The organism is Halalkalibaculum sp. DA384, assembly GCF_043951955.1.
Lineage (GTDB): Bacteria > Bacteroidota > Rhodothermia > Balneolales > Balneolaceae > JAMQKA01.
The window spans coordinates 195,389-210,881 of record NZ_JBINJE010000005.1 but is presented as its reverse complement, the minus strand read 5'-3'; the positions used below and the strand labels follow the sequence as shown (position 1 = coordinate 210,881).

The 15,493-nt window shown below is 48.7% G+C and carries 16 protein-coding genes and 1 rRNA gene; 14 read left to right on the top strand and 3 right to left on the bottom strand.

All coding sequences use genetic code 11. The features are described from left to right. A 5S ribosomal RNA gene (gene rrf / locus ACG2E4_RS05215) occupies window positions 1-86 on the top strand; the annotation flags it as partial. 525 nt (window positions 87-611) lie between these two features. Here the strand turns inward: rrf and tgt are convergent. After that, window positions 612-1,742, bottom strand: coding sequence for a tRNA guanosine(34) transglycosylase Tgt (tgt, locus tag ACG2E4_RS05210; RefSeq protein WP_395275911.1), 1,131 nt, complete (start codon window positions 1,740-1,742; stop codon window positions 612-614). A 259-nt stretch (window positions 1,743-2,001) separates the two neighbouring features. Here tgt and ACG2E4_RS05205 point away from each other — a divergent pair, with 259 nt between their 5' ends. From ACG2E4_RS05205 to ACG2E4_RS05165, 9 genes are all read left to right on the top strand, one after another. Continuing rightward, entirely contained in the window at window positions 2,002-2,730 is a 729-nt protein-coding gene (locus ACG2E4_RS05205) for a polyprenol monophosphomannose synthase (RefSeq protein WP_395275908.1), read from the top strand. Window positions 2,731-3,027: 297 nt separating this feature from the next. Continuing rightward, the gene (locus ACG2E4_RS05200; RefSeq protein WP_395275907.1) at window positions 3,028-4,002 is read left to right on the top strand and encodes an acetyl-CoA carboxylase carboxyltransferase subunit alpha; all 975 of its coding nucleotides are present in this window, start codon (window positions 3,028-3,030) and stop codon (window positions 4,000-4,002) included. A 3-nt stretch (window positions 4,003-4,005) separates the two neighbouring features. After that, entirely contained in the window at window positions 4,006-4,443 is a 438-nt protein-coding gene (locus tag ACG2E4_RS05195; RefSeq protein WP_395262495.1) for an acyl-CoA thioesterase, read from the top strand. Beyond that, a complete protein-coding gene (locus ACG2E4_RS05190) occupies window positions 4,444-4,950 on the top strand; it encodes a DUF2085 domain-containing protein (RefSeq protein WP_395262494.1) in 507 nt (168 codons plus the stop codon). After that, entirely contained in the window at window positions 4,928-5,518 is a 591-nt protein-coding gene (locus ACG2E4_RS05185) for a DUF4199 family protein (protein WP_395262493.1), read from the top strand. The genes ACG2E4_RS05190 and ACG2E4_RS05185 overlap by 23 nt, the downstream gene beginning before the upstream one ends. A gap of 15 nt (window positions 5,519-5,533) precedes the next feature. Further along, the gene (locus ACG2E4_RS05180; RefSeq protein WP_395275906.1) at window positions 5,534-6,496 is read left to right on the top strand and encodes a lysostaphin resistance A-like protein; all 963 of its coding nucleotides are present in this window, start codon (window positions 5,534-5,536) and stop codon (window positions 6,494-6,496) included. Next, entirely contained in the window at window positions 6,489-6,764 is a 276-nt protein-coding gene (locus tag ACG2E4_RS05175; RefSeq protein ID WP_395262491.1) for a putative signal transducing protein, read from the top strand. The genes ACG2E4_RS05180 and ACG2E4_RS05175 overlap by 8 nt, the downstream gene beginning before the upstream one ends. Next, a complete protein-coding gene (locus ACG2E4_RS05170) occupies window positions 6,761-7,582 on the top strand; it encodes a phosphatidate cytidylyltransferase (protein WP_395275905.1) in 822 nt (273 codons plus the stop codon). Before ACG2E4_RS05175 ends, ACG2E4_RS05170 begins: the two co-directional genes overlap by 4 nt. Further along, window positions 7,569-8,621: a dipeptide epimerase gene (locus ACG2E4_RS05165; protein WP_395275904.1), complete on the top strand. Its 1,053-nt coding sequence runs from the start codon at window positions 7,569-7,571 to the stop codon at window positions 8,619-8,621. The genes ACG2E4_RS05170 and ACG2E4_RS05165 overlap by 14 nt, the downstream gene beginning before the upstream one ends. 376 nt (window positions 8,622-8,997) lie before the next feature. Here ACG2E4_RS05165 and ACG2E4_RS05160 read toward each other — a convergent pair whose 3' ends face one another. Further along, window positions 8,998-9,462, bottom strand: a complete 465-nt coding sequence (locus tag ACG2E4_RS05160; RefSeq protein ID WP_395275903.1) for a MauE/DoxX family redox-associated membrane protein — start codon at window positions 9,460-9,462, stop codon at window positions 8,998-9,000. Window positions 9,463-9,571: 109 nt separating this feature from the next. On the opposite strand from ACG2E4_RS05160, the gene ACG2E4_RS05155 reads away from it, so the two are divergent. Further along, the gene (locus ACG2E4_RS05155) at window positions 9,572-10,468 is read left to right on the top strand and encodes a TIGR01777 family oxidoreductase (protein ID WP_395275902.1); all 897 of its coding nucleotides are present in this window, start codon (window positions 9,572-9,574) and stop codon (window positions 10,466-10,468) included. Window positions 10,469-10,808: 340 nt separating this feature from the next. Here ACG2E4_RS05155 and ACG2E4_RS05150 read toward each other — a convergent pair whose 3' ends face one another. After that, window positions 10,809-12,008, bottom strand: coding sequence for a putative sugar nucleotidyl transferase (locus ACG2E4_RS05150; RefSeq protein WP_395275901.1), 1,200 nt, complete (start codon window positions 12,006-12,008; stop codon window positions 10,809-10,811). A gap of 113 nt (window positions 12,009-12,121) precedes the next feature. Here ACG2E4_RS05150 and glmS point away from each other — a divergent pair, with 113 nt between their 5' ends. The 3 genes from glmS (at window position 12,122) to ACG2E4_RS05135 (ending at window position 15,408) form a co-directional block, all read left to right on the top strand. After that, window positions 12,122-13,969, top strand: a complete 1,848-nt coding sequence (gene glmS / locus ACG2E4_RS05145) for a glutamine--fructose-6-phosphate transaminase (isomerizing) (RefSeq protein ID WP_395275900.1) — start codon at window positions 12,122-12,124, stop codon at window positions 13,967-13,969. 536 nt (window positions 13,970-14,505) lie between these two features. Beyond that, window positions 14,506-14,871 carry an Hpt domain-containing protein gene (locus ACG2E4_RS05140; RefSeq protein ID WP_395258587.1) on the top strand — a complete coding sequence of 122 codons (366 nt, stop codon included), beginning with the start codon at window positions 14,506-14,508 and terminating at the stop codon, window positions 14,869-14,871. Between the two features lie 210 nt (window positions 14,872-15,081). After that, complete coding sequence (locus ACG2E4_RS05135) at window positions 15,082-15,408, top strand: phage holin family protein (protein WP_395258585.1); 327 nt, start codon at window positions 15,082-15,084, stop codon at window positions 15,406-15,408. The last annotated feature ends 85 nt before the right edge of the window (window positions 15,409-15,493 follow it).

Here is a 15,493-nt window from a genome sequence, read left to right as displayed (position 1 = left end):
CACCCGTTCCCATCCCGAACACGGCCGTTAAGCCCTGCCGCGCCAATGGTACTGCCAGCAGGCGGAAGCGTAGGTCCTCGCCTCCTCTTTTTTTTTCCCACGGCCCTCCGCCTCATACGCGGAGGGCCGTTTGTATTGGGGACGGGCCCGAGACCAACCCGGCCATTGAACTAGCTGCTTTTGTTGTTTCAGGCACTATGATTGTTGCGCCACGCTGAGTGACTAATCTGAGGCAATGGAGAAAATTACTAACGTAAAGAGTGGATCTGCCGTACTATTCCTGGTTGTTTGTAAGATCCATTACCTCAAAATATAAACATCAGAATAGGGAAGTTGAGCCTGACCTGGTGCATGGTTGCTGATTCATGCATATCCTTAGGGAATCCCAATCAATTTTCCCTGGTTCTTTTTGTTTATTACTATATATGAGAGGATCCGTTGGGTTTTGGGATAACCAATTCCTTAATTTCGTAATAATACTATTGTGCTTCACTTTTCTGGCGAGGTCTGTAAGTTCGTTAAAAATAGCATTGGGACATGACAATCCATAGGTTAAAACCAGTGCTGAGTAGCTCAAAAACTCAGTTGAGACCGTGTCTGAATTTCGGCTGTCAGATCTTCTGGTCAACCTGTTCCGCATAATTTTCATACCATTCGCTGAAGGTATTCTTCTGAATACGCCGCCGCATTTCACGCATCAGCCAGAGGTAGAAGGTAAGATTGTGCAGGGTAGCCAGTTGCAGGCCCAGAATTTCGTTATTTCTAAACAGATGGTGGATATACGCCATGGTATATTTTTGGCAAAGATCAGATGGGAAGTCGGGATCAAAATGTTGATGATGATTTTTCCACTTGGCGTTGTTGATGTTAATAATACCCTGCCGTGTAAAAAGCTGACCATTTCTGGCATTTCTGGTAGGTAATACACAATCAAACATGTCGATCCCCCGTGCAACACAATGCAGCAGGTTGGCCGGTTTCCCTACTCCCATCAGGTAGCGGGGCTTATCCCTCGGTAGATCATCAGTATTATGATCGGTCATCTCGTACATCAGACCGGTGGGTTCCCCCACGCTTAATCCCCCGATGGCTATGCCGTCAAAACCCTGGTCTGCCATAAATTGGGCAGATTCTTTTCTCAAATCTTTATAGGTACCTCCCTGTACGATACCAAATTGAAACTGTTTGTGCCCGTATAGAGGCTCTGTATCTAGAAAAGCTTTTTTGCCGCGTTCTGCCCATCTGTGGGTCAGCTCCATTGATTCTTTGGCATAATCTTTATCACAGGGATAGGGAGGACATTCATCCAAAATCATCATTATATCTGACCCGAGAATACGTTGGATTTTGACCACATTTTCCGGGCTGAACAGATGCTCGGAACCGTCATGGTGGCTTTTAAAGCGAGCGCCCTCCTCGGTGAGTTCCCGGTTGTCAGAAAGGGAGTAGACCTGGTACCCTCCTGAATCGGTCAATATGGGGCGGTCCCAGTTCATAAATTGATGCAATCCACCGGCTCCAGATATGATATCACAGCCGGGCCTTAGATACAGGTGGTAAGTATTTCCGAGTATAACGGGGGCGTCAATTTTGTCTGTTAATTCGTCCTGTTGAACCGCCTTGACTGTACCAAGTGTTCCGACCGGCATAAAAACCGGAGTCTCAATGGTACCGTGGTCTGTCTGAAGGGTTCCGGTACGCGCCTTGGTACGAGAATCTATTTTTGATAATGTAAACACAATTTTTATTTAGTAATCTAATTGTTAGAAATCTATTTTATAGCAGTGGAGTTTGGCAAGGTACTGTACAAATTGGATCTGATAATAACATTATTTAAGAATGAAGTTAACTGTTTTCAGTTGAAAATATTTCTACAGGCAAGTTATCTGCTGACGGCAGTGAGCATGTCTACAGGTGTACATGCAGAAAAATGATAACCATGAAAATATTTTCTTAAATTGGGCACATTTGATAACAGGAAGGTTCAGCAGCGAGTGATAGATGAAGAGTGAGTCCCTGGTCATTATACCGACATATAATGAGGCACATAATATTGGGCGGCTAATTGAGGAACTCATGGCATTAGGGGAACCTGTGGATGTACTGGTAATCGATGATGGTTCACCTGATGGTACGGCAGCAGCGGTAAAAGAGGCTCAATCCCAGTTTGGCGAACGGGTACATTTAATTGAACGCAGTGGTAAATTGGGACTGGGTACCGCCTACGTGCGTGGATTCCAGTATGCACTGGAGAAAAACTATACCTATGTGTGCGAAATGGATGCGGATTTTTCGCATAGTCCGAATGATGTACCAAAGCTGATTGAAGAAGTAAAACAGGGCAATGCCGATGTTGTGATCGGATCACGTTACGCAAATGGTATAAGTATCATAAATTGGCCCCTGGCACGACTTATCTTATCATATTCCGCAAATTTATATGCCAGGTTTATAACCGGGTTGCCTATCTTTGATACGACTGCCGGCTTTAAATGTATTCATCGGCGGGTGCTGGAGACCATTTCTGTCGATAAAATGCGCTCAAACGGGTATGCGTTTCAAATTGAAATACACTTCAGGGCGTGGCGAGCTGGTTTCAAGCTTAAAGAGGTTTCCATCATATTCAAAGAGCGGGAAGAGGGAGTTTCAAAAATGTCAAAAGGTATTGTATGGGAGGCAATTTGGCGGGTCTGGTCTTTAAAGATCCAAAGTCTGGTGGGTAAGCTGTAGTTGTCAAAGCATCCATCGGACACAATTGAATATGTTTTTTAAGAGGGCTTTTCAAAACTCTCAATTCTTCGTTCTTAGGGAGTTCTACTCCCGTTTAAAAGTCAACAAGGTGGTGGTACAATCACCTCCCAACAAAATAGTAGGTTCTGCAAAAGGTCCCTTCAAGTCGTTTACGGAATATAGTGCCTGCCGAAAGTGAACCTGTAAGCGGAGTACACATATTCCTTTTTTCCTTAAACTCTCCATCGAAGTTTGTATATTTGGTGACTAAATTAGCAAATATTTCAAGTCAGCATTATGCAATATTTAGATTTTGAACAACCGATAGCCGATTTGGAAAAAAAAATAAAAGAGCTTACCGAACTCACCATCGCCGATGATGATGTGCTCAAGCCCGAGATTAATCGTCTTAAAGGCCGGGTTGAGGAACTGCGTGAGTCGATTTTTTCCAATTTGACCCGGTGGCAGCGGGTACAGCTTGCACGTCATCCGGATCGTCCGTATACCCTCGACTATATTTTTAAGATTACAGAACATTTTGTTGAACTGCATGGCGACCGCTACCAGGGAGATGACAAGGCGATTGTGGGAGGGTTGGCTACCCTGGAGGGACAATCTGTGATGATAATGGGCCACCAGAAAGGGCGCGATACGGAGAGCCGAAAATATCGGAGATTTGGAATGGCGAACCCGGAGGGATATCGAAAAGCCTATCGGCTGATGAAGCTGGCTGAAAAGTTTAATATTCCGATCATCACCCTTTTAGACACGCCGGGTGCCTATCCCGGACTTGAGGCCGAAGAGCGCGGGCAGGCAGAAGCGATTGCCAAAAATCTTAAAATGATGGCAACGCTCAAAGTTCCGGTTGTTACGGTAGTCATTGGAGAGGGAGCCAGTGGCGGTGCCATTGGAATAGGAATGGGGAATGAGGTATATATGATGGAAAATACCTGGTACTCCGTAATCTCCCCCGAATCATGTTCTTCCATCTTGTGGAAAACGTGGGATTACAAAGAACAGGCTGCAGCCGTGCTCAAACTGACGGCGGAAGATTTAAAACAGATGGATGTCATTGACGGCATAATCGAGGAACCGCTGGGAGGAGCCCACCGGGACCCCGAGGCCTCGGCAGCCGCAGTAAAGGAACAGCTGCTTGAGTCGTTGGAGCGTCTCAAAAAGATAGATGCCCACCAGCTGGTAGAGAACCGGATCCAGAAATACTCGTCGATGGGAGAGGTAAGGAAACAAACGGAATCAACCGCTAACACATAAAAAGTGCTGCCTTCACAAGCTCCCATTTTTTCGTATACCTGCAGCCTGCGCAGCCGATATGCTGAAACCGACAAGATGGGCTACGTGTATTACGGGCGCTACCTGGAATATTTTGAAGTGGCACGAACCGAGATGATTCGGAGCCTTGGTATGCCGTACAGCGAGCTGGAGGATGAAGGTGTGATGCTGCCGGTCGTGAAAACACAGGTGGAATACAAGGCACCGATCTATTACGATGAGCTGATGACCATTCATGTACACCTCTATTCGATACCGGCAGTAAAGCTGGAAACCTATTATGAAATTTCCACTGAACGGCGGAATCAACCCCATGCGGTCGGTAGCGTGGTGCTCTGTTTTATGAGAGCACATAACCGCAAACCCTGCCGGGCTCCCGGGCCATTTATCGAGGGCTTAAAAGAGGCAATTCAACAGAGCTAAATGAATATACCCGGCCTAAAATATAATCGGTCGTTATACCTGGGGGTTGCGGGGCTTTGCCTGTTGTTGGTGGTTGCGGCAAGTGGGCCGGGACTGCTGGGCAACGCGGAATTTTGGTTAAACAGCTGGCAGCACCAAGCATTTAGAACGCTCTGTCATCAGGATCCCACCCGGTCATTTTGGATCAACGGTACTCCCATGGCGGTGTGTGCCCGGTGTTTTGGAATTTACGCAGCCTTTACATTTTTTTGGCTTGCCATCCCGCTGATCGGCAATCCGCGGTTTATTATCCCGGTAAATCCCGGCCGATTACTGATGATCGCGATAGCGCTTAATGGGGCAGATGTAGTTGGAAATCTGCTCGGATTTTGGCAAAATACAGCGTTCACCCGATCGGTGATGGGAGCGCTTATCGGGAGTATGGCTGTTCTAATATTGGCCGATGAATTTCTGAAAACTAACGACGAAACAGAAAGGGACGCATATGGATTCAAAGAACTCATTTGACAATGCCGCTCAGCAGAGCAGTGAGGCCCCGGCCTACTGGAACTCTGTCGGAATTGCATCTGTACTGTTCGGCATCGTGGCATTTGTACTTTCGCTGGTAACGGTCTACGTCACGATCAATGCTGAACCGACCGGTTCTTTTTTTTCTCCCTCACAGTTGATCAGCCTGGTGGGCTGTCTGGTGGGAGCGTTCGGAGGAATGGTAGCTGTCTGGCACTACACCCGGGAGCACGATATCGCTGTTAAACTGGGAAAAGGAGCCCTTGTCGGTTTCCTGACCGGGGTCGGAATTACGCTTGTAAGCGCGGTGTTGAATCAATTATGGCTGGTGGTTGATCCGGACATGACCCAGAAAATGATAGAAAGCACCGTGGCAAATTTTGAGGCGATGGACCTGCCCGAAGAACAAAAACAGCAGATGATCGATTCCACCGTTGAGGCGATGCGAGGTCAGCATAATATCGGATCGCAGATACTCTGGGGTATTCCGATGTACGGTATCCTGAATCTTATAACCGGTATGATTGGTGCCAAAGCGTTTGGGAAAGAAGAAGATAAATTGCTCTAATCCGAAAAAAATTACATGGATCTGAACCAGGAAAACAATTTTATCTCTTCGGGAAATGGCCCGTCGATCTCTTCATGGGCCGAGCGCAACGGGTTTGACGACTGGGTACTGGCCCTGTTTTGGATCGTTATTGCGTTTATCCTGTTCCAGATTTCGGCCGGAATTGTGGCTGCTACCCTGTATTTTGTGCGTGAGGGAATCCAGGCACAGCCCAACCCGCAGGAGATTATTCAGGCATTCCAGGAGAACCTGGATCTGCTTTTTATCGGTAACTCGTTTGGGCAGATCGTTTTCCTGGGGGCGGCCACCTGGCTTTTTAGTCGCCTTCATACCACAAAACGTGATCAGCCTGTATTTATGAGGTTCCAGGCATTTGACAAAACTCCGAAGATGCTGGCACTGACTGCCGTGCTGATAGTAGCTGCCCAACCTATTATCTGGTTTCTGTCATGGATTAATATCCAGTTGCCGGTTCCGGAATATTTTGAATCGATGCAGAACACCCAGCTGCAGCTGATTGAACAGTTCTTGAGGAGCGATCACAATATGATGCTGACCCTGTTCCACATCGGACTGGTTCCGGCCGTGTGCGAGGAGATCCTTTATCGCGGATACACCCTCCGGGCGTTCGAAAAAAGCTGGGGGATCTGGACCGCAATTATTGTGTCCGGATTTCTGTTTGGACTCTACCACCTGCAGTTGACGAACCTGCTGCCGCTGGCGTTTATAGGGATTGTTCTGGCTTATGTAACCTACGTTTCGGAGAGTATCTATCCCGCCATGCTGGCACATCTCATAAATAACGGGGGCAGCGTGCTTGTCGCCTCTTACTATCCCGACTCTTCGATAGCGGAGATGACACCGGAGTCGATGCCGCCTGCCTGGGCGTTGACATTCGGAATAGTGATCTCGGCCTGGATTATAAATTATATGTATCAACACAGGCAACAAACTCAAGGAGGTACGACCGATGTTTGATGGCCCAAAACCAAGTGATATCAACAACTGGGTATGTATCCTGGAACGGAGCACCGAATATGAAGTGGAGCTGGTAAAGGGATATCTCTCGAACCGGAATATCCCCTCGAATATCTTGTCAAAAAGAGACTCTGCCTACAGCCTGACGGTCGGCGAAACCGCTCTCGTATATCTTTATGTTCCGCAGGAGTACGAGGAAGAGGCTCGAGAGGCACTGGAAGAGCTGGATGAACAGGACTTTGAAGATCTGGACGACTCCTCATCGTGAGTGAACTGGCCAAGCGAATACTTGTCGCGGTACCCGCCGCTGCCTTGTTTCTTTATATAACCTGGCTGGGAGGGTGGTATTTCAAGCTTCTGATGATCGCCATTGGACTGCTCGTGGTAAAGGAGTCGATCGGACTCTTTAGAGCCTCACGGCAGGCGCCCAATCCCTATTTTCCCTATTCGCTGGGGCTGTGGATTTTGCTGCTCCCGGAGCTTCCCCATGCATTTCAGATCGGGCTTGCCCTGTTGCTGATTTTTATACTCCTGCAGCTGGCCAAACCGATTGATGAAAATATACGCACGCTCGGTTCTTCCCTTTTTGCAGGTCTGTATGGTCCTGTCGGCATTTTAACGTTTATAAATATTCGATTCCTGTCGAGCCCTGAACAGGGATTTATGCTCACGCTGGCGCTCCTGCTGATGGTCTGGGGAAACGACATATTTGCCTATTTTGGTGGAAAAGCATTTGGGAAACACCGGATGGCGCCCTCTATTAGTCCCAAGAAAACATGGGAGGGCTTCGGGGCCGGAATTTTGGGAGCCCTTGCAGGCTTCGCCATCTGCAGCTACATGATTCCCCTGCCTCTCCACTTGACACTGTCCCAGGGCCTTCCGGCGGTCGTTCTGGTAAGTATATTTGGCCCTGTCGGCGATCTTACCGCCAGCAAGCTAAAACGAGCCGGCCACGTAAAAGATACATCATCCGCCCTGCCCGGTCATGGCGGTTTTTTTGACCGCTTTGATGCCCTGATTTTGTCGGCTCCGGTTTTTTACCTGTATCTGTACGGGCTTAAAGTATTTGGGTATGCCTCATTTTGAACTTGAGTACCAGGTAGCAGAGCTTCGGCTGCAGCAGGTCTTTACCATAGCACGCGGGTCAAAGCCTTCGGTCCGGAATGTGTTTGTCAGGCTCCATGCCGATGGACTCACGGGATATGGAGAAGCCGCACCCAACCGCCGGTATGATGAGACCGAGGTTGACGTGGTCAACTTTCTGGAAGCGTTGCCCGATGATTTTTTTGATTCGGTTGATAATGTCATGCAACTTAGTGAGCGGCTCGTTGTACACGTTAGCCGAGGTTCCCCTCCCAAACAAGTTAGATCCGCCCGGGTGGCCATAGAGATGGCATACCTTGACTGGTGGGCTAAAAAACGGGATCTGCCTTTATGGAAGCTCTGGGGGGCTGCCGACCGAACAGGTCCGGTCACGACCTTTACCATCGGGCTGGATGAGCTGGACGTGATGCAGCAAAAAGTGGAAGAGGCAGCCGATTACCCGGTCCTTAAAGTGAAGCTGGGTACCTGCCGCGACCGCCAGATTATTGAAGCGCTTCGCAGGGTTACCGATAAGCCGCTGCGCGTGGATGCCAACGAGGGCTGGAAAACGCTGGAAGAAGCGAAAGCCATTATCGGTTTTCTGGCTGGGCAAGGCATCGACATGGTGGAACAGCCGATGCCGGCCCGCTGTTTTGAAGAGATGACAGAACTTAAAAAGTACTCCCCGATTCCGTTGTGCGCCGACGAAAGCTTTGAGGGAAGAGAAAATCTCCGGAACCTCTCCCGCGCCTTTGATGTCATCAATATAAAACTGATGAAAACCGGAAGCCTGGTAAAGTCAAAACAGCTAATTGAACTAGCCGAAAAGGTTGGGCTGGAAGTCATGATCGGGTGTATGATCGAGAGCTCGCTGGCCAACAGTGCGGGAGCTCTGCTCAGCTTGTGGGCTGATTATGCGGATCTGGATGGCCACCTGCTGATAAGGGATGACCCGTTCGAGGGACTAAAACTGGATAAAGAAAAGAGAATTTTGGTATCGAATGATCCGGGCCTGGGAGTTAAAGCGGTTACTGAACTGTGAGATCGGGCGATGCGTCCTCACTTAAAAAAACTAACTGCTCTCCTTCTGTCATTTCCCTGTTAGCAGACATAATCTCGCACTAATTGAAACTATACGTTACGGGCGTTGTTCAGCTGTTCCACTCAACTATATCCTCATTCTACGCCGGCACAGAGCTCATCGATATTTTCCTGTAGTTCAAGCGTGTGGTGCAGCGGTGCCGGGTAAAAAGATTCCTGACGGTAGTCAACCCTGATGATGCGGTTGCCAATTTTCTTCAGATCATTTTTCAGTAGGGCTATCTTAATTCGAAGCTGATCCCGATATTAAAATTTGTGCATTAAATACAACTAATGGGATTGATACAAGGCAGAGGAGAGGCCTGGAAGCAGGCTGTTTATTTTTTTTCTTTTCCCTGTTCTCCGTTGCCTGTCATCGTTTTAACGGTAAAACCGGCGATTATCAGTAACAGCAGGATGGAATTGCGGATCAGGGTCGATACGATACCGCCGCCGATGCTGAAAGCTCCAAAGCACCCGCAGCTGGCCACCGACATACCCTGGAGATAGAAATATCCCAGGACCCCGGTAAATGAAATAATGAGCAGGAAGGAGGCCAACAGTACCGCGGTCAGTTTTCGTCCCCAAAATAGCAGGCCCGCCAACAGAAGCTCAAGGAGGGAGGTACCGGTCACAATGACACTGCCGTACTCAATGAGCCAGTAAAACTTTGTAGCCAACAGCTCCACCAGGTAGAGCGCCTGGCTGCCGTCAATCAGCTTCCCGATACCCGAAAGCAGGAAAATCGCCCCTAAAATAATGCGGATTGCCAATACTATCTTGTGTTGTGTAGTTGTTGTCATTGATACGAATTATGGGATACTGTTGCTACTTTAACTTAATCATATGGAATTTTTTTCTAAAAGTAGATGTAATTAACAACACCTAACCTTAAGATAGTTATTTTAGTGTATGCATATTCTGATAAGTGGTGGTACAGGTTTTATCGGCACTGAGCTGAGATCGCATTTCCTCCAACAGGGCCATTTCATAACGGTGATTACGCGATCTCCAGAGAAGTATGTAAGTGAAACTGCGGAGAATCAAGCCTTTATCGATTGGGAAGCGAACCTGCCCGATGCGATGGATCAGGCGGATGTGGTAATCAATCTTGTGGGGGAAAGTATATTTGGCAAGCCGTGGACCGATCAGGTTAAACAACGGCTTTACTCCAGCCGGGTTGACAATACCCGGCAGCTAGTGGAGGCGGTAGAGAAGGCCGAAAGCCGACCAGAGCTGTTTATATCCGCATCAGGGGTAAATTATTATGGCGACCGGGGCGAAGAGCCTCTTGATGAGACAGAACCTCCGGGTGATGGTTTCCTTTCTGAGCTGTGTGTAGACTGGGAAAAGGCAGCTGAACCCGTGGAAGGGCTTGGCGTACGCCTGGCAATTTTTCGAAATGGAGTGGTACTGGAGAAGGGCGGGGGCGCATTCCAGTATCTGCTGCCGATTTTCAAATTTGGTCTTGGCGGTCCTCTGGGCGACGGTACTCAGTATTTTCCCTGGATCCACATGCTGGATATGACCCGCGCGGTAGAGTTTGTGATAGAGAACGAGCGGGTGCAGGGTCCATTGAACCTGGTGGCTCCCCAACCGGTAACGATGAAAGAGCTGACCGGTAAGCTGGGAGAGATATTGCACCGCCCGACATTTTTCAGGGTGCCGGAGTTTGCCCTGCGGCTTGTACTCGGGGAGGCTGCCGATCCGCTTCTGGAAAGCGTGCGTGCCCAGCCGTCCGCTCTTCAGAAGGAAGGATTTGAATTTAGATTCAACGTTCTGAAAGAAGCGTTGAGTGATATTATTTAGGGATCGCATCTAGCCGGCAGTACCTCACGTGCCACTAGTGTACAGTCAACCGTAACTATTAACTATTCGGGTTTACGGGATACTGGAACGCAGATGAGACTGATACAGCGGATTAACCACAGAATAGGTGTTCCCCCTTTAGGTGATCGTCAGCCTGGTCAGTGGTACCCGCGTTCTGCCAGTTACGGCCGAAATTCAGGTTTGAGACAACGCTAGTTAAAATACATTTCTTGTAATGCACGGTTTGGCAAAGCCCTCTTTTGAACGAGGAAATACGAACCGCGCTGCCGTGGTAAAGCGCTGTCAAGGCTTTTGAGGCCGTATCATTGGGGGCTTCCGGTCAGCTCCGGCTCTTCTTCGCAATACGTTCCATCATATTCCGGTAGTTTTCGGTGAGTTCCACGTCGCGGCGTTTCATGACTGCCTCCATGGTTTCAACAGCTTTGTCGAACTTGTAGGGCTGCAGCACGTTGGTGCCCACCCAGGTAAAAGAGGGAATCAACTTCGGGGGAAAATCAGCGGTAAAGATGTTGCAGGAAACCCCGCAAACGGTCCCGGTATTGAGCTGCACGTTGATGGCCGTTTTGGAGTGATCGCCCATAATGGTACCGATAAACTGCTGGCCGGTTTCCACCTGTTGCATGGAGGTCCAGTCAGTAAGCCGAATGGTGCTGTAATTGTTTTTGAGGTTCGAGGTGTTGGTATCGGCCCCGAAGTTGCACCACTGGCCGACCAGAGAGTTGCCGATAAAGCCCTCATGCCCCTTGTTGGAGTAGGAGTGAAAGATGGAGTTGTTGATCTCGCCCCCCGCCTTGCAGACTGGTCCGATGGTGGAAGCCCCGTATATTTTAGCCCCCATATTGACAATCGACTCCCGGCAGATGGCCACGGGTCCCCTGAGGATGGCACCGGCACAGATGGTGGCGCCCGGACCGATATATATTGGTCCCTCGGTGGCGACAAGGATGGCGCCTGGTTCAACAGATACGCCTTCACCAATAAAGATCTGGTCCCGGTTTTCGAGCACGGCGTGGGGAGAGATGGAGTGGTCTTCGGAAGAGGGATGCCCCATCCGTTCGATATCTGCCCTGATTTCCCGACCGTTGACCTGAAACAGGTCCCACAGGTGTTCCAGGGGATCAAAATCATCCGTTTCAAAGACCAGCAGGCTGTTAAAGTTGGCCCTGTTATTCGACAGCCACCGGGCGCTTTCGGCTCCATCAACCTTTGCGGCAATTTCAATGTCCCCGCTTCTCAGGCAGCTTCCCACTTCAAGATCGTGGATCCGTTCCAGCAGCGCCTCCTGCGGCAGGTACCGGGCATTGAGCCAAAGACAGGGTTCTCCGGGATCGATCGGGGGTTGCTCAAAAACGCCCTTGAGAGTATCGCGCAACAGGCGGGAAGTGTGTTCAAGTTCCAGCTCGGCTTTCCACTTTTCAGCAACCGTGCAGATACCCACGCGGAGGTCATCAAGCGGTCGAGTCAGTGTCAAAGGGTGAAACCGGGATAGCAACTGATCTTCAAAGAAACAGCACTGCATGCTAGTTAATTTTTTCTTAAATGTTTTAATAGTCTGACTAGAATTATAAATTGGCAGACTTAATTCAAGTATTTATTATATTTTAGAATAAAATCACTAAACAAGAGAATATCATGTGCGGAATTGTTGGTTACATTGGCGAGAAGCAGGCGAGCGATATTATCATCAAAGGGTTAGAGCGATTGGAGTACCGGGGATATGACTCGGCCGGCATAGCCCTTGTAAACGGGGCACTGCGGGTTGAAAAGGGCAAGGGAAAGGTCAACAGCCTGAGGGAAAAAGTTTCCCAAAGTCAGATGAACGGTACTATCGGTATCGGCCACACGCGCTGGGCCACACACGGGCAGCCCAATGATGTGAATTCCCATCCCCATGTGAGCCAGTCCGGGAAAATTGCACTGGTCCACAACGGCATCATTGAAAACTACTCTTCCCTTAAAAAGGAGCTGATGAAGGACGGAAGAGAGTTCAGGTCGGAAACTGACACCGAGGTTATTGTCCAGCTGATTGAAAAAGTATATGAGAACGGCGGCGATGATGACGAAATGACCTTTGAGCGGGCGGTGCAGCTGGCCCTGCAGCAGATTGTGGGAACGTACGGGTTGGCGATAGTGAACCGGGACGAGCCGGAACAAATTATTGTAGCGCGTCACGGCTCGCCTCTTTTGATCGGCGTTGGAGACAATGAGATGTTTGTAGCCTCGGATGGAGCTCCGATCGTGGAACATACCAAAAAAGTGGTGTACCTCGATGATGGTGAGATGGCGATCATCCGAAGAGATGGCTATGAAGTAAAGACGATCAAGGATGTGCCGCTGACCAAAAAGGTACATGAGTTGGCCCTGAGCGTGGAAGAGATTGAAAAAGCGGGCTACCCGCACTTTATGCTGAAAGAAATTTTTGAACAGCCGCGTGCCATCGCGGACTGCCTTCGCGGGCGTCTTGATCCCGAAAAGAATATGATCCAGCTGGGGGGACTTGTAGACGTAATGGACCAGTTTGTGAATGCCAAACGCCTGGTAATCGCCGCATGCGGAACCAGCTGGCATTCGGGTCTGGTGGGGGAATACCTGTTCGAAAGTCTGGCCAAGATGCCCGTGGAGGTGGAATACGCCTCTGAATTCAGGTATCGCGAGCCGCTAATCGGGGAAGGGGACGTGATGATCGTGGTTTCTCAAAGCGGGGAGACGGCTGATACCCTCGCCGCTCTGCGCGAGGCGAAAAAGCGCGGCGCCCTGGTATTGGGCGTCTGTAATGTAGTTGGATCCACCATTGCCCGTGAAACGGATGCAGGAGTCTATATTCATGCCGGACCTGAAATCGGGGTGGCATCCACCAAAGCTTTTACCGGCCAGGTGACGGTGCTGGCCATGATGGCCTTACTACTGGCCCAAAAGAAGGGAACGCTTGATGAAGAGCAGTTGGCGAACCTGATCCAGGCGCTCGACAAAATTCCCGAAAGCGTGGAAAAAATTCTTGAGCAGAGCGACAAGATCAAGGAGGTTGCCAATCTGTTTAGCTATGCCCCCAACTTCTTGTATCTCGGGCGTACTCTTAATTTTCCGGTGGCACTGGAAGGGGCGCTCAAACTTAAAGAGATCTCCTATATTCACGCAGAAGGGTACCCCGCAGCAGAGATGAAACATGGCCCGATCGCCCTGATCGACGAGATGATGCCCGTGGTGGTTATTGCCCACACCGAACATACCAACGACAAGATGATCAGCAATATTGAAGAGGTGAAGGCGAGGAAAGGCCGTCTCATTTCGATTACCGGGGAGAGGAACAGGGAAGTGATCGACCTTTCGGAGTTTTCAATAACGATTCCCGAAACAGAGGACAGCTTTTCGCCGCTGCTGACGGTAATCCCTCTCCAGCTGCTCTCATACTACATTGCGGTAAACCGCGGATGTAATGTAGACCAGCCGCGTAACCTGGCCAAAAGCGTCACTGTTGAATAAGGATGACCCTAAAATTGCGTAAAAATAACGCCTTGCTTGAATTTTAGCTAAAAAATGATTACATAAGGAATCCTCTCTTAAAAAGTTAGTCTTTTAATACAGGGTTCCGAGAAATGAGTAAGTGGAAGGCGTTGATTTTTAAAATAACTGTTCTCGTTTTGATAAGTATTGTGATTTTAACCGGATAAGTCACGAGTTAAAGTGCAGGTATTCTCTGTATCCTGACTTTTACCCTTTAATCGTGACTTCGGCAGGCTGCCAGGGAGCTTTGCCAATCTTGCAAAGCCCTCTACCACTAAATACTATAGAAAAAGTGCGCAGTACAGTGCTCTACAGTGGCTCGTACGGCATGAAGCCTAAAATAATTGGTGCCGCACTAACAATACTACCATATACTCAACCGCAGTTAATCGCTGAGGTGCGATAGGAGCAAGGGGATAAACCTGTATCCTGCTGTTGGAAAACAGGATCTAAATTTTGATCTGTGGATTATTAACAGGATACTTCTCTATCAATTTTATCCAAAACCGATATCAATGGCAGAGCAAAAGATTACCAATTTAGCCTATCTTGAAGATCTGGGAATGGGAGATGATGAATTGATGATCGAGATGGTGGAACTGTTTTTAACAAATACACCCGACTCGATTGCCACACTGCGGCAGCACTGCGAGGGTAACAACTGGAAAAAGCTGGCAGCTGAAGCCCACAAGCTTAAACCTAATCTTTCCTACGTGGGGCTGGATGAAGCCCGGAATATCATTATTGAAATCGAAAAATGTGCCAAGAATCACCCTGAAGAGCAGCAGCTTTGCAGTCAGATCGATGAGATTGACGAGATCTGCCAACAGGCCTACCAGGAGCTGGAAATAAAACTGGAAGAACTAAAAAGTGGGCTTTGAAAAGCCAGGGGTTTTGGTCAAGGTCAAAACTTGAGCGAATTTGAAGCCGGAGCTAATTAGCTATAAGTTAGGATTTAAAATCGTGAAAATACAGAGATTGGCCAAAACAACGGTTTTCAAAGCCCTCTAAAAAATACTTTGGGTATAACAAAGGTCCGCAATTCTGCGTATGCAGCAGTACTTGTAATCCATAACCAATGGAGAAGACCAATGATCTACACACTACTCATAAACAGTGTTGCTGTTTACCTGACTGCCAAACTCCTGGATGGCGTCGAAATAAAAGGCTTTTTCAGTGCCATAATTGTGGCGATTCTGCTGGCCCTTATAAACACGTTTATCAAGCCGGTTATCGTTCTCCTTACGCTGCCGGTTACCATTCTTACTCTCGGACTCTTCATCTTGGTCATCAATGCATTTATCCTGATGCTGGTCGATGGCCTCTCTGCCGGTCTGAGGATCAGGAGCTTTGGCTGGGCGTTGCTCTTTAGCATCGTCTTGTCGATCATTAACGGATTCCTTTTCTGGATTTTTTAATACAATTTTATACCTTCCGATGGAACGAGATTCGATCCGGTATCTTTACTAAATTACGAACTGTTTTTCTAAATCAAGGTCAGCT

Coding starts and splice junctions, on each gene's coding strand:
- ACG2E4_RS05165 (WP_395275904.1), top strand. CDS start 7,569: ATGCCTCATTTTGAACTTGAGTACCAGGTAGCAGAGCTTCGGCTGCAG.
- ACG2E4_RS05135 (WP_395258585.1), top strand. CDS start 15,082: ATGATCTACACACTACTCATAAACAGTGTTGCTGTTTACCTGACTGCC.
- ACG2E4_RS05200 (WP_395275907.1), top strand. CDS start 3,028: ATGCAATATTTAGATTTTGAACAACCGATAGCCGATTTGGAAAAAAAA.
- glmS (WP_395275900.1), top strand. CDS start 12,122: ATGTGCGGAATTGTTGGTTACATTGGCGAGAAGCAGGCGAGCGATATT.
- ACG2E4_RS05140 (WP_395258587.1), top strand. CDS start 14,506: ATGGCAGAGCAAAAGATTACCAATTTAGCCTATCTTGAAGATCTGGGA.
- ACG2E4_RS05180 (WP_395275906.1), top strand. CDS start 5,534: ATGGATCTGAACCAGGAAAACAATTTTATCTCTTCGGGAAATGGCCCG.
- ACG2E4_RS05205 (WP_395275908.1), top strand. CDS start 2,002: ATGAAGAGTGAGTCCCTGGTCATTATACCGACATATAATGAGGCACAT.
- ACG2E4_RS05175 (WP_395262491.1), top strand. CDS start 6,489: ATGTTTGATGGCCCAAAACCAAGTGATATCAACAACTGGGTATGTATC.
- ACG2E4_RS05150 (WP_395275901.1), bottom strand. CDS start 12,008: ATGCAGTGCTGTTTCTTTGAAGATCAGTTGCTATCCCGGTTTCACCCT.
- ACG2E4_RS05160 (WP_395275903.1), bottom strand. CDS start 9,462: ATGACAACAACTACACAACACAAGATAGTATTGGCAATCCGCATTATT.
- ACG2E4_RS05155 (WP_395275902.1), top strand. CDS start 9,572: ATGCATATTCTGATAAGTGGTGGTACAGGTTTTATCGGCACTGAGCTG.
- ACG2E4_RS05190 (WP_395262494.1), top strand. CDS start 4,444: ATGAATATACCCGGCCTAAAATATAATCGGTCGTTATACCTGGGGGTT.
- ACG2E4_RS05185 (WP_395262493.1), top strand. CDS start 4,928: ATGGATTCAAAGAACTCATTTGACAATGCCGCTCAGCAGAGCAGTGAG.